The sequence below is a fragment of the Caulobacter sp. GW821-FHT05F04 genome, assembly GCF_059419665.1.
In genome coordinates, this window is the sequence record NZ_JBWKSF010000004.1 from 203,692 (window position 1) to 219,838 (window position 16,147).

Here is a 16,147-nt window from a genome sequence, read left to right on the forward strand (position 1 = left end):
CCTAGCCCGCGGGGCGCGGCTGTGCCGCGCGGATCTTCTGGAGCAGGTCCTTCAACTGTTCCTCCGACAGGGCGCCCCGGATCAGGTAGCCGTTTATCACCAGGCCCGGCGTGCCTTGCAGCGTCAGCAGGGCGGCCTCGCGTTCATTGCGCGCGAGGATGGCGTCGATATCGCGGCCGTGGGCCTTCAGGTCATTCGCGAGCCTGGCCCAGTCGACGCCGGCCTGCTTGGCGACGGTGTCGACCATGCCCTTGTCGCTCAGCCGCGTGGGCGAGAGCATGAAGGCGCGATGCACCGCGTCGTACCGGCCTTGATAGGTCGCCGCCAGCGCCACGCGCGCCGCGTGCTCGGACACGTCGCCGAAGATCGGCCATTCCTTGTGGACCACGGCCAGGCGCCGGTCCGCCTTCAGGGCGTTGGCCAGCACCGGCTCCATGCGCTTGCAGTAGCCGCAGTTGTAGTCGGCGTACATCACGATGATGACGTCCGGATCCGTCGCCCCGGCGCGCGGCGCGCCCGGCTCGCGCAGGAGGTCCTTGAACCCGTACTCGGCGGCGCCGGCCGGCGCGGAAAAGGCGAAAGCGACGAGAGCGGCGGCCAAGGCGATGGCGTGACGGAAAAGCATAGGTAACTCCGGGGAAACGGTCGGTCGGCCGACCTACCCCTCCAGCCCGTCCTTCTTGCGCTTGGTGTGCTTGAGGATGACCTTGTCGATCCGCGAGCCGTCCATGTCGACGATCTCCAGGTCGAAGGCGCCGAGTTCGAGATGTTCGCCCTCGACCGGCAGGCGGCCCAGGCGGTCGAGGATCAGGCCGGCCACGGTGTGGTAGCCGCCCTCGGCCTCGAAGTTCTCGCCCAGGTGATCGTTCAGCTCCTGGATGTCGAGACGGGCGTCGATCAGCCAGCTGCCGTCCTCGCGACGGATGAAGCGTTTCTCGTCGTCCTCGTGGTCCTCGGGGAAGTCGCCGGCGATCATTTCCAGCAGGTCCAGGGGCGTGATCGCGCCCTGCAGCGAGCCGAACTCGTCGACGACCAGGGCCATATGCAGGCTGGTCTGTTTGAAGACCGCCAGGGCCTTGAGCAGCGACATGGTCTCCGGGATGGCGATCGGCTGCTGGACGTGGGCCTTGAGGTCGAGGGGTTCGTTCGACAGGCAGGCGTCCAGCAGGTCCTTCTTCAGCACCACGCCGACCCCGCCGTCGAGATCGTCGTCGGTGGCCACCAGGATGCGCGAGTGGGCGCTGGCGCGAATCTCGGTCAGCACCTGCTCGGGGCTGTCGGCCAGCGACACCCAGAACAGGTCGCGGCGCGGGGTCATGGCCACGCGGACGGGGCGGTCGCCCAGGCGCAGCACCTCATTGATCATCGCCCGCTCCTCGGGCTCGATCAGGCCGGCGTCGGCGCCCTCGGCCAGGACGGCTTCCATCTCCTCGGTGGTGACGCCGTTGTTGCGCTCGTCGCGCACGCCCATCAGCTTCAGCACGGCGGCCGTGGACACGGTCAGCAGGGTCACGAACGGGCGCAGCACCATGGCCACGATGGCCAGGAACGGCGACATGCGGCGGGCGATCACGTCCGGGAACATCAGGGCCAGGCGCTTGGGCACCAGTTCGCCCAGGATCACCGACACATAGGTCAGGCCGATGACCACGACCGTGGTGGCCAAGCCTTCTGAATATTTGGCGATCGGCGGGAAGCCTTCCAGCCAGTGGTCCAGCGCGCTGGCGATGGTGGCCTGGCCGTAGGCGCCGGCGAAGATGCCGATCAGGGTGATGCCGACCTGGACCGCCGACAGGAACCGCGTGGGGTGCTCGGCCATCTCCAGGGCCAGCTTCGCGCCCCGATCCCCCCGCTCGGCGAAGCCTTGCAGACGCGCCTTGCGGGCCGAGACGACGGCCAGTTCGGACATGGAAAAGACCCCGTTCAACAGAACGAGGAGGAAGACGACGGCGAGCGCGACGAGGATCATGGCCCTGCAGGGTCAAGGACGCGGGCCCGGACGGCGACCGCGGCGCGGGCATGGGGAGGCCCGGCGCGGTCCACTATACAAAGAAAAACGCCGCGGCCCATAGAGCCGCGGCGTCTAGCTCGGTCTAAGTGACCAACTGCCCGCTTACGAAGCCGGACGGTTCATCGTGGTCTTGTTGGCCACGACGGCCTTCTGGGCATCGTGCTGGCCCGGAGGCAGCGGGATCAGACCACGGCCTTGCAGATAGCCGCCACGGCCCGTCGCGGCGTCCGAGGTGAACTCCTTCAGGAAGTCTTCCAGGCCCGGGGTGACGCCGATGTTGGCCTTCTTCACGTAGATGAAGAGGGTGCGCGACAGCGGGTACGAGCCGTCCGAGATGGTCTGAGCCGAGGGACGCACGCCGTTGACGCTGGCACCCTTGATCTTGTCCATGTTCTCTTCGAGGTACGACCAGCCGAAGACGCCCAGCGAGCCCGGGGTCTTGGTCAGGGTGCCGACGATGGCGTTGTCGTTCTCGCCGGCGTCGATCCAGCCGTCGTTACGCAGCGGGTCGACCTGGGCCTTGAACTTCTTCTCGTTGTCCGAGCGGATCGCGTCCAGGGTCGGATACTTGCGGGCGCCGGCCTCGATGGCCAGTTCGACGAAGGCGTCGCGGGTGCCCGAGGTCGGCGGCGGGCCGTACACCTGGATGCGGTTGCCCGGCAGGCCACCGGCCACGTCATCCCAGTTCTTGTTCGGGTTCGGGATGAACTGGCCGTTCTTATAGACGAGCTTCGAGAGACCCATGTAGAGGTTCTCGGTCTTGAAGTTGTAGTCGGCGCCATCCTTGTCGGTGGCGACGACGATGCCGTCGAAGCCGATCTTGATCGCGATGATGTCCTTGACGCCCTTGGCGGCGCAGGCGTCGAACTCGGCCTTCTTCATCGGACGCGAGGCGTTGGCGATGTCCGGGAAGCCTTCACCATTGCCCGAGCAGAACAGCTTGATGCCGCCGCCGGTGCCGAGGCTTTCGATCTTCGGAGCCTTCTTGCCCGACTTCTTGGCGTAGTTCTCGGCGGCGCGGGTGGCGAACGGGAACACGGTCGACGAACCGGCGGCCCACACATAGTCGCGGGCGGCGTGGGCGGGGGCGGCGGCCAGACCCGACAGGGCGACGGCGGCGGCCGCGCAGGACAGGAGCTTCTTCATGGTCAGTTCCTAAAGGAATGAAGCAAGGAGATCGGGCGGACCCGGGAGGATCCGCCCGCGAACAGGTCGGTCTTAGAAGTCCAGCTGAGCGCGCAGCTGGAACTGCTTCACGTCGTAGTCCTGGTTCAGGCCGATGTTGTCCGACTTGCCGTCGGTGTAGTTGGCCTGGAAGCGGACGTACGAGACCGGGTAGTAGTTCACGCCCAGGGTCCAGCCCGTGTACTTGCCGGCTTGCGACACGGCCGGCTTGACGTTCAGGGTGTCGTAGGCGTCGCCCAGGTCGGCGTAGTCGTAGCGCACGGCCAGTTCCAGGCCGCCCGTGCCGCCGGCCGTGACCGGGTTCAGGATCTTCGGACGCTTCACTTCACCGGCGGCGGCGTCGTAGTTGCGCATCTCACCGGTCGGCCAGAAGCTGACGAAGGCGTAGCCCACCTTCACCTTCGGATCCTTGCCGACCGCGGCGCCGCCCACGCGGGTGACGTCGATGTTCGAATACTCGCCCTGGACCGAGAACGGACCGTGGATGTACATGCCCTCGACGGCCAGGGTCTTGTCCCGGTTGCCGATGCCGCCCGTGGTGTAGAACGTGGCGCCGTTGCTGTAGGCGGTCGTCGTGCGGCCGGTGTAGGCGAAGGCGTTCTCGTCGCCGCGGTTGCGGTAGCGATACGACAGGGCGACGTGCAGCTTGTCGGTGTCGGTGTTGATCGGGGCGAAGTGACCGCGCGCCGTCAGGCCGAAGCGCTCCTTGCTGTCGGCGCCGGCGATCGCGACGTCGCTGGAATTGATGCTGTTGCCTTGGACGGCGAACGTGGCCGAATAGTTGAAGCCCTGGTACTTGGCGACCGCGCTGAGCAGGTAGCTGTCGACGCCGAAGTCACCGTAGGGACCACGGTCCATGAAGGTGGTGAAGCGGGTCGAGGTCAGGTTTTCGAGACCGGCGGCCTTGATGTTGCCGAACAGCAGCGAAACTTGTTCGCTCGGCTTGTACTCGATGACGACGTCGTCCCACGAGGCCGCGCCGCCGTTCACCCAGCCGCCTTCGGCCTTGTAGGCGAAGTAGTTGTTCAGCTTGCCTTCGACGCCCAGGAACACCTGACGACCGCGCCAGTTGCTGGTCTTGTAGTCGCCGCCGGGGCCATCACGGCTGACGTCCTGGTTGACGTAGTCGAGCAGGATGCGACCGCGAAACTTGAACATCGTGTCGTCGTTCGAGAATTGCGGAGCGCCGCTCCACTTGTAAGCCATATCCTGGGCTTGGGCCGCGACGCCCGGGCTCAGAGCAAGCGCGACGCCCAGCGCCGAACCGGCGACCAGCGAGGTCTTGATGCTCATTGTGATTTTCCCCTTGAAGTGCCCTTGCTCTCTCGCCCGATGAAGGACGGGATCAGGACAATCGCGGGCTTACCGGGGCCACATGACAGTTCCGCCGCCAATTTGTGACAGAGACGCAACAACTGTTGTTCAATTGTTAAACTGTGTCACCTCAGCAACATGGCGAAATCACGGGAACAAAGAGGAAGATCCGTCCACCAACGAAGCGGGCGCGGCCTGAAAAGCCGGATCCGGCCTGCTTCTTCGGGGCGTTCGGAAGGGCGGCTCGTCGCTGAGCCGCCCTTCGTGATGTCGGCCAGGGTCAGGGCGCCGTTGACGATGAAGCTGCTGTCGCTCTTCACGGCGACGTTCTGGACCAGGCGTTCCACTGGTTGGTGAACGGCGCGCCCGCCGATTTCTTGGCGGGTTCCTTGAAGCAGGACAGGCTCTACAGCAGCCGCGTACGGATCACTTGCGACAGCAGGTCGATGATCGACACCGCCACGACGATGACCAGCACGATGCAGCCGGTCTGGTCGAACTGGAAGGCGTTGATCGAGTCGAACAGGATCTGGCCGATGCCGCCCGCGCCGATGATGCCCAGCACGGTGGCCGCGCGGGCGCTCGATTCAAAGCGGTACAGGGCATAGCTGGTCCACAGCGGCGCCACCTGAGGGATCACGCCCCAGACGATCTCCTGCAGCTTCACCGCGCCCGTGGCGCGCACGCCCTCGACCGGGGCCTTGTCGATCGACTCGACGGCCTCGGCGAACAGCTTGGCCAGCACGCCGCCGGTGTTGAACATGATCGACATCACGCCGGCGAACGGCCCCAGGCCCACGGCGGTGATGAAGATCAGGGCCACGACCAGGTCGGGGATCGAGCGGATCAGGTCCAGCAGGCGACGAACCGGCTGCTGGATCCAGACCGGGGCGATGTTGCGCGCGCCCAGCAGGCCCAGCGGGATGGCCGCGACGATCGCCAGGGCCGTGCCCCACAGCGCCATCTGGATGGTCTGCCACATCTTGCCGATGAACAGGCCCCACTCCATCGACATGAAGAGCTTGGGATCGGTGAACGGCTTGAAGAACAGCTTGGCGAAGGCGCTGGTCCGCTCGGTGTCGGTGAACAGCTGCGGGAACTTGTCGATCTCGGCCGGCTTGAAGCTGACGATCAGCAGCAGGATCACCCCGCCCCATAGCAGGGTGTCGAAGGCCATGGCCGAGGCCGAGCGCTTGGGCGGCGCCGGGATGCCGCCTGCACTCGGATGGGGCGCGCTGATAGCGGCGTCGCTCATCGAGGACCTCAGTTGGCCGGCGTCGCGGCGAGGCCCGCCTTGCCCTCGGCCGCGACGCGTTCGGCCTTGACGCCCTCCAGCGTCTTCTGGGCCGCGGCGATCTTGGCCTGGTCGCCGGACTCGCGGGCCAGGCCCAGCTGCTCGGTGGCTTCCATTTCGCGCACCACCAGCAGGTGGGTGTCATCCGCCGGCTTGAACCCGCCGATCGACAGCTTCTTCAGATAGCCGCGCTGCTGCTGGGCGGCCGGCGTGTCGCCCTGGGCGTAGGTCAGGAAGAACTGGCGCAGCTTTTCCTTCACGACCGGATCGAGATCCTTGCGCCAGACGATCGGGTCTTCCGGCAGGGTCGGCGATTCCCAGATCACGCGGATCCGGTCGGTGACGCCCTCGCCGCGCGCCCTGGAGAGATTGATGGCGGTCGAGTTGTTGGTCGCCGCGTCCAGCTTGCCGTTGGCCACCGCGAACAGGTTGGCCTGGTGGTTGGCGCTGATCACGGTCTTGAAGCACTCCTCGGGCTTCTTGTTGGCCGGGATGAACACATAGGTCATCGGCGCCAGAGTGCCCGAGGTCGACTTCTTGTCGCCGATGCCGAAGTTCAGCGACTTGTCGCACTTCAGCAGGTCCTGGATCGTCTGGATCTTGCTGGCGGCCGGGACGATGATCACCGACTTGTAGCCGTCGGTGCCCGACGGATCGAACGTGCGGGCGAAGACCTCGCCGTTCGAGCGGCGCACGGCTTCCAGGCCCGACTGGTTCGAGAACCAGCCCACATCCGTCTGCTTGGCGCCCATGGCCACGATCAGCGACGAGTAGTTGGACGAGAAGAACGGCTTCACCTTGAGGCCGGTCTGCTTCTCCATGTCGGCCAGGATCGGCTTCCAGTAGCCTTCCATGTTCTGGGCGGACTCGGTCGACAGGATCGAGAAGGTGATCGTGTCCTTGGCGGCCGGAGTGTCGGACTTCTGGCCGCACGAGGCCAGGGCCAGGGCCGAGAAACCGGCGGCGATCACGAGAGCCGAGCGGCGGCTGATCATTGGGGAGCTCCTTCCCAGAATACGTCCTCGAATTCCGGGCCGTAGATATCGATGAGTTTTTCACGCTTCAGGCCGGAGGCCGGGCCGTCATAGACCTTCTGGCCGGCCTTCAGGGCCACGACCCGGTCGCAGTAGCGCAGGGCGTAGTCCACCTGGTGCAGGGTGACGACAACGGTCAGGCCGTCGCTTTGATTGAGATCACGCAGGATCTCCATGACCTTGCGCGCCGAGACGGGATCCAGCGAGGCGACCGGCTCGTCGGCGAGAATGATCTTGGCCTTCTGGACCAGCGCCCGGGCGATGGCGCCGCGCTGCTGCTGGCCGCCCGACAGGGTGTTGGCGCGCTGACCGGCGTAGTCGGCCACGCCGACGCGGGCGAGCGCGGCCATCGCCGCCTCGCGAGTCTCGCGCGGCCAGGCGCCGAACAGGCCCTGGAGGAACGGGATGCGCCCCAGCGAGCCCAGCGCCACGTTGCTGAACAGCGACAGGCGGCCGACCAGGTTGAACTGCTGGGCGATGAAGCCGATGCGGATGCGCGCCTTGCGCACCTCGCCCGACACGCGGCCCTTGGCCTGCACCGGACCGCCGAAAGCCTCGATCTGGCCGCCCTCTTCGCCTTCTCTAGGGGCATCGATGGTCTGCAGGCCGTCGATGGAGCGAAGGAGCGTGGATTTCCCCGAGCCCGAAGGCCCGATAAGCGCGATCATCTCGCCCCGAATGACGTCGAGGGAGACGGTGTCCAGCGCGCGGCGAGACCCGAAGGTCTTGGAGGCGGCGCGGATCGAGAGAACAGGGTCCGACGTCATGGTCGGGGCGAATCCTTAACGTGGTTTCGGTGCTTGGGAAATGCGTTCTCCGGTTTGGGGCAGGTAAGCAATGGATTTGTGACGGCCCGTGGATCAATCCGTCCCGAAACGGGGCCGCAAAAGGGACTTTACATCCCCGACCATTGCCCCTATTTCGCTCGCTCCGGCGGACCCGAAGTCCTCATAAGCGCTGCTAACGCCGGCCTGGGTTTAACTTCTGCAGGGGTCTACGTGAATTGCACACGTACCATACTCCCCTGGACCTGGTCCGTGAGCGGTCACCGGAACGTCCTGTCGCACTCGTGCGACCGAACGCGGTGTCGGTAGCGGCGCGCTGGTTCCAGTCCGAATTTAAAGGCGACGTCTTTTACGCGGTGAAGGCCAACCCTTCGCCGTGGGTGATCCGCGAGCTGGCTCAGTCCGGCGTGCGGTCGTTCGACGTCGCGTCGCTGAACGAGATCGAACTCGTGGCCAACGAGGCCCCGGGCTCGCGCATGGCCTTCATGCATCCGGTCAAGAGCCGGGTGGCCATCTCGGCCGCCTATTTCGACCACGGCGTGAAGACCTTCTCGTTCGACACCCACGAAGAGCTGGCCAAGATCCTGGACGCCACCGGCCAGGCCAAGGACCTCAACCTGATCGTCCGCATGGGCGTGCAGGCCGAGGGCGCGGCCTACAGCCTGTCGGGCAAGTTCGGCGTCGAGCCGCACAACGCCCCGGGCCTGCTGCTGGCCGCGCGCCGCGCGACCCAGGACCTGATGGGCCTCAGCTTCCACGTCGGCAGCCAGTGCATGCGGCCCACCGCCTATCAGGCGTCGATGGCCCAGGCCTCGCGCGCCCTGGTCCGCGCCGGCGTGCTGGCCGATGTCGTCGATGTCGGCGGCGGCTTCCCGTCGATCTATCCGGGCATGGTTCCGCCGGATCTCTCCGAGTACCTGGCGGCCATCGACCGCGGCTTCGCCGAGATGATGGTCCACGAGAGCACCAAGCTCTGGTGCGAGCCGGGCCGCGCCCTGGTGGCCGAAGCCTCGTCGCTGCTGGTCAAGGTCGAGCTGAAGAAGGGCGACGCGCTGTATCTGAACGATGGGTCGTATGGCTCGCTGTTCGACGCCGCGCACATGAAGTGGCCCTTCCCGGTCAAGCTGTACCGCAAGAACGGCGAAGTCGTGGAAGAGGGCCTCAAGCCCTTCCGCTTCTACGGCCCGACCTGCGACAGCGTCGACTACATGCCCGGCCCGTTCTACCTGCCGGAAAGCGTCGACGAGGGCGACTATATCGAGATCGGCATGCTGGGCGCCTATGGCGTGGCCATGTCGACCCGCTTCAACGGCTTCGGCGAGACCGAGACCGCGGAGGTTCAGGACGCGCCGATGGCCTCGATGTACGGCCTGGCCAAGCGCTCGATCCCGGCGGTCCGCCAGGAGAACGAAGAGCGCAAGATCGTCCGCTTCTCCCGCCCCAAGGGCGCGGCCGGCAAGCGCAAGCGCCGTCGCTAGGCGCGGACGCCGCAACGATCCGGAGGCCAGGGCTTGTCCCTGGCCTCTTTCGTTTCGGCCTGACTTTTCAGCCTGGGATTGCGGCTGGACTTTTCCACGCGCGTCCGACACACGAACCGCTCGAATCCGGCGGAGCAGGCATGACCACGATTTCGGAATCCGAGCACGCGACCGACGCCCCATCGGGCCGCCAGCCGCGTCCGGTCATCATCCTGGCCACCCTGCTGCTGACCGCTCTGCTGCTGGTGGGCTCGACCCTGGTCCGGGGCGCGGGCCCCAGCGACAGCGTGGTCTACAACACCGTCTGGGTTCACGAGTTCATCGAGGCCCTGCGCCGGGGCGACCTGCCGCCGCGCTGGCTGCCCGGCGCCTTCCAGGGCCTGGGCGCGCCGTCGTTCTACTACTACCCGCCGATGGCCTTCTACGTGGCCGCCGCGGTCGACTTCGTCACCCTGCACAAGCTGAACGCCCTGCAGGTGACGGCCTGGGCGAACTTCCTGCTGCTGCTGGCCTCGGGCGGCGGCATGTTCGCCTGGCTGCGCGGCCGCGCCGGCGACCGCTGGGCCCTGATCGGCGCGGTCGCCTACATGCTGGCGCCCTATCACACGATCGACTTCTACTTCCGGGGCGCCTTCGCCGAGGTCACCGCCTATGCCGTCCTGCCCTGGCTGCTGCTGGGGCTGGAGCGCGCCGCCTCGCACGGCCGGGGGATCGCGCTCCTGGCCCTGAGCTACGCGGCCCTGATCCTGTCGCACCTGCCTAGCGCCCTGCTGGTCACACTGATCATCATTCCGGCGGTCGTCGGCTGGCGGGTGTGGACCGCCGCGCCGGCCGACCGGATCGCCGTCGCCGCGCGCTGCCTGGCCGGCGGCGTGCTGGGCCTGGCCCTGGCGGCCGTCTATCTGGGCCCGGCCCTGCTGATGCAGAAGGACGCCCAGCTGGTCTGGCTGTGGGGCGGCGACACCGACGGCTGGAGCCTGCTGGCCTTCAGCCGCTGGCCGGCCGGCGGCTTCATGACCAAGATCGCCCTGTCCAGCTGGTGCGCCGGCGCGGCCGGCCTGGCCGCCCTGCTGGCGGCGATCGACGCCCCGCGGCGCCGCACGGCCGTTCCGGCGATGCTGTTCGGCGCGGTGGCGGTGCTGGCCACCGTCCTCCACGCCCTGCCCTGGGTGTGGAAGGTCCAGCCGCTGTCGCAGGTGCAGTTCGCCTATCGCATCATCGTGGTCAGCGAGGCCGCCGCCGTGGCCGCCGTCTGTCTGGCCGCCGTGTCCGGCCGCCCCCGTCGCCTGGCGGCGCTGATGGTGGTCCCGGCCGTGCTGGCGGGTTGGCTGCTGGTCCTGGCCTGGCCCGGCCTGCGCGCCGTCACCACCATTCCCGTCGACCCGGGGGGCGAGACCCTGATCGCCGCCGGCCGCGCGCCCAACGAGCACCTGCCCGCCGGCTACGCCGTCTATCCCGCCTTCGACGACCACGACCTGCTGAACGCCTTCCCCGCCGCGCCGCTGGTGGCGTTGGCGGACGGCGGCGGCAAGGTGCTGGCCGCCAGCGGCTTCCCGGACGGCAGCGTGGCCATGGACCTCGACCTGCCGGCCCCGACCACCGTGACGGTCAAGCGCTTCTACTTCCCCAGCTGGCGCGCCGAGCGCGTCGACGGCCGCCAGAAGACGCCGCTCCAGGCCCAGCCGATCGGCGCGACGCGTTTCGTGTCGTTCCAGGCCCAGGCCGGCCGCCACGTCTATCGCATCCGCCAGGTCGCGACGCCGATCGAGCGCGCCAGCAACGCCGTGACCCTGGCCGCGCTGCTGGTCGTCGCCGGCCTGCTGGCCGCGCCGGCCGTGACGCGTCGGCGACGTGAGCGGCAGGAAAAGACGGAAACCGCGATTGGGACTCGATAATCGTCGCAAACCTTCTATATAGCGCGCCCTTGCAACCAATCCCCTCGCCGGTCGCTCCGTCCCGGCGTGCTCGCGGGTCACGACGGGCGCTCACCTTCAGAGGACCCTCTGTCATGAACGCTCCCGTTCCCAACAACACCAAGGCCGAACTGCTGCAGAACGTCGTCGAGCACATCGACATCACGTCGTTCGACGCCCGTCCGATCATCGACTCCATGCGCAAGATGTCGTTCTCGAGCCGCGACACCGCGCGCGCCGCCGACATCTTCAACATGGCCCTGGAAGACAAGGGCTGCTCGCCCTGGCTGATCCTGGCCGGTTCGACCTCGGCCGGCGGCTGCATGCACGTCTACCGCGACATGGTGAAGAACGGCATGATCGACGCCGTGGTCGCCACCGGCGCCTCGATCGTCGACATGGACTTCTTCGAGGCCCTGGGCTTCAAGCACTATCAGGCCGCCGGCCCGGTCGACGACAACGTGCTGCGCGACAACTACATCGACCGCATCTACGACACCTATATCGACGAAGAAGAGCTGCAGAACTGCGATCACACGATCCTGGAGATCTGCAACCGCCTGGAGCCGCGCGCCTATTCCTCGCGCGAGTTCATCTGGGAAATGGGCAAGTGGCTGTCGGAAGGCAACGCCAAGAAGCAAGGCTCGCTGATCCAGACCGCCTATGAAGAAGGCGTGCCGATCTTCTGCCCGGCCTTCGTCGACAGCTCGGCGGGCTTTGGCCTGGTCAAGCACCAGAAGGAGCGCATCGCCGCCAAGCAGCCCTATCTGATGATCGACGCGGTCGCGGACTTCCGCGAACTGACCGACATCAAGATCGCGGCCGGCACCACGGGCCTGTTCATGGTCGGCGGCGGCGTGCCCAAGAACTTCGCCCAGGACACCGTCGTCTGCGCCGAGATCCTCGGCGTCGAGGCCGACATGCACAAGTACGCCGTCCAGATCACGGTCGCCGACGTCCGCGACGGCGCCTGCTCGTCGTCGACGCTGAAGGAAGCCGCTTCGTGGGGCAAGGTGAACACCACCTACGAACAGATGGTCTTCGCCGAAGCCACCACGGTGGTGCCGCTGATCGCCTCGGACGCCTATCACCGCGAAGCCTGGAAGGGCCGCGAAAAGCCGCGCTGGAACAAGCTGTTCGGCAAGTGAGCTTGAACGACTCTCACTGAAAATGCAGGGTCCCCGGAATTGCTCCGGGGGCCCTTTTTCATATGCGCGTTCTGGTCCTTGCCGCCGCCCTGCTCGTTACCGGCTGCGCCACGCTCGGCGGCGACACCGCCCCGGCGGGCCGCTACCTGGCCAAGGCCCAGTTCGACGCGCGCGACCACCTGGCCCCGCCGCCCGCCAAGGGCTCGCCGGCGGCGGCAAGAGACCGCCAGATCTTCCTGGCCACCCGCAAGCTGGAAGGCACGCCGCGCTGGTCGATCGCGAAGGCCGACAATGTCGAGGAACGGGTCCTGGAAGGCTATGCCTGCGCGCTGGGCTACACCCCGACCCGTGAGAGCAATCCCAAGCTGGCCGCCATGCTGCTGCGGGTGAGCCACGACGTCCGCAAGGCGGTGTCGGGACCCAAGCTCAAGTATCGGCGGCCCCGTCCCTACCTGTCCGAGAACGGTCCGATCTGCGTGAAGCGCGGCCTGGGCCTGGCGATCGCCCCCGACTATCCGTCCGGCCACGCGACCTGGGGCTGGACCGTCGGCCTGCTGCTGGCCGAGGCCGCGCCCGACCGCTCGCAGGCGATCCTGGCTCGCGCCAAGGCCTTCGGCGAAAGCCGCATCGTCTGCGGCGTCCACAACGCCAGTTCGGTCGAGGCCGGGCAGGCGAACGCCGAGACCCTGTTCGCCGCGCTCTGGAGCTCGGAGGCGTTCAAGGCCGACCTCGCGGGGGTGCGCGCGGAACTGGACGCCGCCCGCGCCAAGGGCTCGCCGCCCGAACCCGCGCGCTGCACGGCCGAGGCCAACCTGCTGAGCGCGCCGCTGTACTGAGGCGCGTCACGCCGTCACGGTTGCGCGCGCGCGCGCGGCCCTCTACCTGTTGGCCATGGCTCACGGCTCTCCTTGCGGACACGATCACCATAATCACGGCGTCGCCGGCGCGAGCCTCGCGGCCGAGCTTGAGGCGGCCGAGGCCCGTTGCGTGGCCGCCGAGCAGCGCCTGACCCCGCCCCGTCGCCGGGTGCTGGAGCTGCTGCTGGAAGCCGGCCAGCCGGTGAAGGCCTATGACCTGATCTCGACCTTCGGGGGCGACGGCCCGCCGGCCAAGCCGCCGACGGTCTATCGCGCCCTCGACTTCCTGGAAAAGCAGGGCTTCGCTCACCGGATCGAGAGCCTCAACGCCTATGTCGCCTGCCGCAAGGAGGCCGACGGCCACGCCGCCGCCTTCCTGATCTGCGACTGCTGCGGCGCGACCCGCGAGATCGAGCCCCAGGCCAGCGCCGAGATCATCGCCGCCGGGGTCACGGCCGGCTACGCCCTGACCGCCGTGACCATCGAGGCCCACGGCCTCTGCGCCGATTGCCGGACCTGACGAAACACCGCTAGGCTCGAACGGCTGTTCAACACCGTGCGAGAGACGCCATGACGACCGTTGAGACCCTCCCCGGCGTCGAGATCTGGCGGGGAGGCGTCAACACCTGGGACTGCGACGAGATGGGGCACATGAACGTGCGCCACTACGTGGTCCGCGCCCAGGAGGGCCTGATCGGCCTGGCCGCCGAGCTGGGCATGCCCCAGGCCTTCTCGCCCCACGCCAACGCCACGCTGCTGGTCAAGGAGCACCACATCCGCTTCCTGCGCGAAGCTCACGCCGGCGCGCCGCTGACCATGCTGGGCGGGGTGATCGAGATGGGCGAGACCGAGGCCAGGCTCCTCCAGCTTCTGATCCACCCGGCCTCGGGCGAACTGGCCGCGACCTTCCAGACCACCGTGGTCCACGCCACTCCGCGCGAAGGCCAGCCCTTCCCCTGGCCCAAGATCGCCCATCAGCGCGCCGAGGCGCTGAAGGTCGAGCTTCCCGAGAAGGCCCGCGCGCGCAGCATCGACCTGTCGCCGTTCGCCCCGACCGCCAGCCTGGAGCGCGCCGACGCCCTGGGCCTCACCCGGATCGGCCTGGGCGGCCTGCTACCATCCGATTGCGACGTGTACGGACGAATGCGCGCCGAGCAGTTCATCGGCCGGGTCTCCGACGGCATCGGCGCGTTCATCCACCCGTTCCGCGACGTCGTGGTCGACCATGCCGAGCCCAAGCCCACGCGCTATGGGGGCGCGGTCCTGGAATACCGGATCGCCTACCTGGCCTGGCCCCGGCCCGGCGACCGCGTCGAGATCCGCTCGGGCCTGATCGGCACGGACGCACGCACCATGCGCATGGCTCACTGGATGCTGGACCCGGCGACGGGACAGCCCTGGGGCACGTCCGAGGCGGTGGCGATCACCTTCGACCTGGACGCCCGCAAGGTGGTGCCGGTGACCGACGCGGCGCGGGTGGCGTTGAGCAAGCATGAGGTGGAGGGGTTGGCGCTGTAGGGTGGCCCGCCCTCGTCCTTCGACAAGCTCAGGATGAGGGCTAGTTCAGCGTCGCATTAGAAACCTCATCCTGAGCCTGCTGAAGGACGAGGTTTCGGCCCCTATCCCGTCGCCATGTCGAACAGCGCGTCCCGCACCACGTCCGGGCGCTCCATCGGCAGGAAGTGGCTGGTCCCCGCCACGACCTCGATCTTCACGTTCCGGCCCCGCCGCGCGAAGCCGTCGCCGGCCATGCAGGTCGAGTGCTTCTCGGCCTTGAGGATTCGCACCGGAACCTTGACCCGCCGCACCGCCCGCCACGGGTCATGGGCCTGGGCCGCGTAGTTCGAGGCTTCCCACGCCGGGGCGCAGGCCAGTTCGACCTTGCCGTCCTGGCGCTGGACGAAGCCACCGGCGACATAGTCGGCCAGCATGGTCTCCGGCCAGGTCTTGAAAGCCCCTCGGCCCTTGTAGCCGGCGAACACCTGCTCGCGGTCGTCGAACACGGCCCGGCGGCGCAGGGCCGACTGGACCAGGGGCATGTGCTTCCAGAGGCGGCCCGAGGTCCAGGGCGCCTTGGCGTAGAGGGTGGCCAGCCACGGCATGATCACCGGGTCCAGCAGGACCAGGCCCTTGACCCGGTTCGGACGCTCGGCGGCGGCCAGCAGGCTGACCGTGCCGCCCATCGAGTGGCCGGCCAGCACCACCGGCGGGCCGTCCAGGACATCGAGCAGCCCGGTCAGGTCGTCGCGCAGGTCGCGCCAGGAGCGGCGGCCCTCGGGATTGGCGGGCAGGGTGGTGTCGCCGTGACCGCGCTGGTCGATGGCCAGGATCCGCAGGCCCGCGCCCAGCGGCGACAGCAGCACGCGATAGGTCTGGGCGTTGAAGCCGTTGGCGTGGACGAACACCACGTCGATCGGCTTGTCCTGTGGACCGAACTCCAGGGCCGCGATCTCGCCGCCGGGTACGGCCACGGAGCGCTTGCGAGGTTCGCGAAAGACGGCCGCGTCCATCGGCGTGGCTCCCTTGGAGTTACGAGCGTTAAGGTAGGCTGGCGGAGACCCCGCGTCCATGGAGCCTTGCGATATGAATAAACTCGCCACCATCGGCTACGAAACCGACACGCAGGGCGGCATGATCGCGCGGCTGAAGGCGGCCGATGTCGAGCTGGTCGTCGACGTCCGCGCCGTGGCCAGCTCGCGCAAGGCGGGCTTCTCAAAGACCCTGCTGGGGAGCAGCCTCAAGGACCAGGGCGTCGACTACCTGCACTTGAGGCCGCTGGGCACGCCCAAGCCCGGCCGCGAGGCGGCTCGGGCCGGACGCACCGACGAGATGCGCGCCATCTTCAACGCCCACCTGGAGGAGCCGGAGGCCGTGCTGGCCCTGGCCCAGGCGACCGAACTGGCGAAGACGAAACGGATCGCCCTGCTCTGCTACGAGGACGATCCGAACTGCTGCCACCGGCGGATCGTGGCGGAGCGCATCCGCGAGCAGCTGAAGTGCGAGGTCATCGACCTCTGAACTTCAACGCCCCTTCCCTTGTCATCCCGGCCGCAGCGAAGCGGAGAGCCGGGACCCAGGGGGTGCGTGAACGCCGCGCCGGCCGCCCCTGGGTCCCGGACAGCCTCTAC

The 16,147-nt window shown here is 67.8% G+C and carries 16 protein-coding genes; 7 read left to right on the forward strand and 9 right to left on the reverse strand.

Features of this window, described 5'->3' with window-relative positions:
• Position 1: 1 nt before the first annotated feature.
• The 8 genes from AC07R7_RS12550 to phnC form a co-directional block, all read right to left on the reverse strand.
• The gene (locus tag AC07R7_RS12550) at positions 2–625 is read right to left on the reverse strand and encodes a DsbA family protein (RefSeq protein WP_494635363.1); all 624 of its coding nucleotides are present in this window, start codon (positions 623–625) and stop codon (positions 2–4) included.
• A gap of 33 nt (positions 626–658) precedes the next feature.
• Positions 659–1,969 carry a hemolysin family protein gene (locus tag AC07R7_RS12555; protein ID WP_494635364.1) on the reverse strand — a complete coding sequence of 437 codons (1,311 nt, stop codon included), beginning with the start codon at positions 1,967–1,969 and terminating at the stop codon, positions 659–661.
• Positions 1,970–2,113: 144 nt separating this feature from the next.
• The gene (locus tag AC07R7_RS12560; RefSeq protein ID WP_494635365.1) at positions 2,114–3,157 is read right to left on the reverse strand and encodes a substrate-binding domain-containing protein; all 1,044 of its coding nucleotides are present in this window, start codon (positions 3,155–3,157) and stop codon (positions 2,114–2,116) included.
• 72 nt (positions 3,158–3,229) lie between these two features.
• On the reverse strand, positions 3,230–4,489 hold the full coding sequence (locus tag AC07R7_RS12565) for an OprO/OprP family phosphate-selective porin (RefSeq protein ID WP_494635366.1): 1,260 nt from the start codon (positions 4,487–4,489) through the stop codon (positions 3,230–3,232).
• A 146-nt stretch (positions 4,490–4,635) separates the two neighbouring features.
• The gene (locus AC07R7_RS12570; protein WP_494635367.1) at positions 4,636–4,857 is read right to left on the reverse strand and encodes a hypothetical protein; all 222 of its coding nucleotides are present in this window, start codon (positions 4,855–4,857) and stop codon (positions 4,636–4,638) included.
• A 59-nt stretch (positions 4,858–4,916) separates the two neighbouring features.
• Positions 4,917–5,765 (reverse strand): phosphonate ABC transporter, permease protein PhnE, encoded by an 849-nt coding sequence (gene phnE / locus AC07R7_RS12575; protein WP_492887072.1) that lies wholly within the window; start codon positions 5,763–5,765, stop codon positions 4,917–4,919.
• Positions 5,766–5,773: 8 nt separating this feature from the next.
• A complete protein-coding gene (phnD, locus tag AC07R7_RS12580) occupies positions 5,774–6,799 on the reverse strand; it encodes a phosphate/phosphite/phosphonate ABC transporter substrate-binding protein (protein WP_494635368.1) in 1,026 nt (341 codons plus the stop codon).
• Positions 6,796–7,605 carry a phosphonate ABC transporter ATP-binding protein gene (gene phnC / locus AC07R7_RS12585; protein WP_494635369.1) on the reverse strand — a complete coding sequence of 270 codons (810 nt, stop codon included), beginning with the start codon at positions 7,603–7,605 and terminating at the stop codon, positions 6,796–6,798. Before phnC ends, phnD begins: the two co-directional genes overlap by 4 nt.
• Positions 7,606–7,841: 236 nt before the next feature.
• Here phnC and AC07R7_RS12590 point away from each other — a divergent pair, with 236 nt between their 5' ends.
• The 6 genes from AC07R7_RS12590 to AC07R7_RS12615 all read left to right on the forward strand — a co-directional run bounded on the left by AC07R7_RS12590 (position 7,842) and on the right by AC07R7_RS12615 (position 14,537).
• Positions 7,842–9,101: a type III PLP-dependent enzyme gene (locus tag AC07R7_RS12590; protein ID WP_494635370.1), complete on the forward strand. Its 1,260-nt coding sequence runs from the start codon at positions 7,842–7,844 to the stop codon at positions 9,099–9,101.
• Positions 9,102–9,241: 140 nt separating this feature from the next.
• Complete coding sequence (locus AC07R7_RS12595) at positions 9,242–10,996, forward strand: 6-pyruvoyl-tetrahydropterin synthase-related protein (RefSeq protein WP_494635371.1); 1,755 nt, start codon at positions 9,242–9,244, stop codon at positions 10,994–10,996.
• A gap of 113 nt (positions 10,997–11,109) precedes the next feature.
• Complete coding sequence (locus AC07R7_RS12600; RefSeq protein WP_494635372.1) at positions 11,110–12,162, forward strand: 1,9-bis(guanidino)-5-aza-nonane synthase; 1,053 nt, start codon at positions 11,110–11,112, stop codon at positions 12,160–12,162.
• Between the two features lie 62 nt (positions 12,163–12,224).
• Positions 12,225–12,998, forward strand: coding sequence for an acid phosphatase (locus tag AC07R7_RS12605; RefSeq protein ID WP_494635373.1), 774 nt, complete (start codon positions 12,225–12,227; stop codon positions 12,996–12,998).
• 55 nt (positions 12,999–13,053) lie between these two features.
• Complete coding sequence (locus tag AC07R7_RS12610) at positions 13,054–13,539, forward strand: transcriptional repressor (RefSeq protein ID WP_492887078.1); 486 nt, start codon at positions 13,054–13,056, stop codon at positions 13,537–13,539.
• A 50-nt stretch (positions 13,540–13,589) separates the two neighbouring features.
• A complete protein-coding gene (locus tag AC07R7_RS12615) occupies positions 13,590–14,537 on the forward strand; it encodes a thioesterase family protein (RefSeq protein WP_494635374.1) in 948 nt (315 codons plus the stop codon).
• 101 nt (positions 14,538–14,638) lie between these two features.
• Here AC07R7_RS12615 and AC07R7_RS12620 read toward each other — a convergent pair whose 3' ends face one another.
• On the reverse strand, positions 14,639–15,529 hold the full coding sequence (locus AC07R7_RS12620) for an alpha/beta fold hydrolase (RefSeq protein WP_492887080.1): 891 nt from the start codon (positions 15,527–15,529) through the stop codon (positions 14,639–14,641).
• A gap of 73 nt (positions 15,530–15,602) precedes the next feature.
• Between AC07R7_RS12620 and AC07R7_RS12625 the strand changes: the two genes are divergently transcribed.
• Positions 15,603–16,037 (forward strand): DUF488 domain-containing protein, encoded by a 435-nt coding sequence (locus tag AC07R7_RS12625; protein ID WP_494635375.1) that lies wholly within the window; start codon positions 15,603–15,605, stop codon positions 16,035–16,037.
• Positions 16,038–16,147 lie beyond the last annotated feature (110 nt).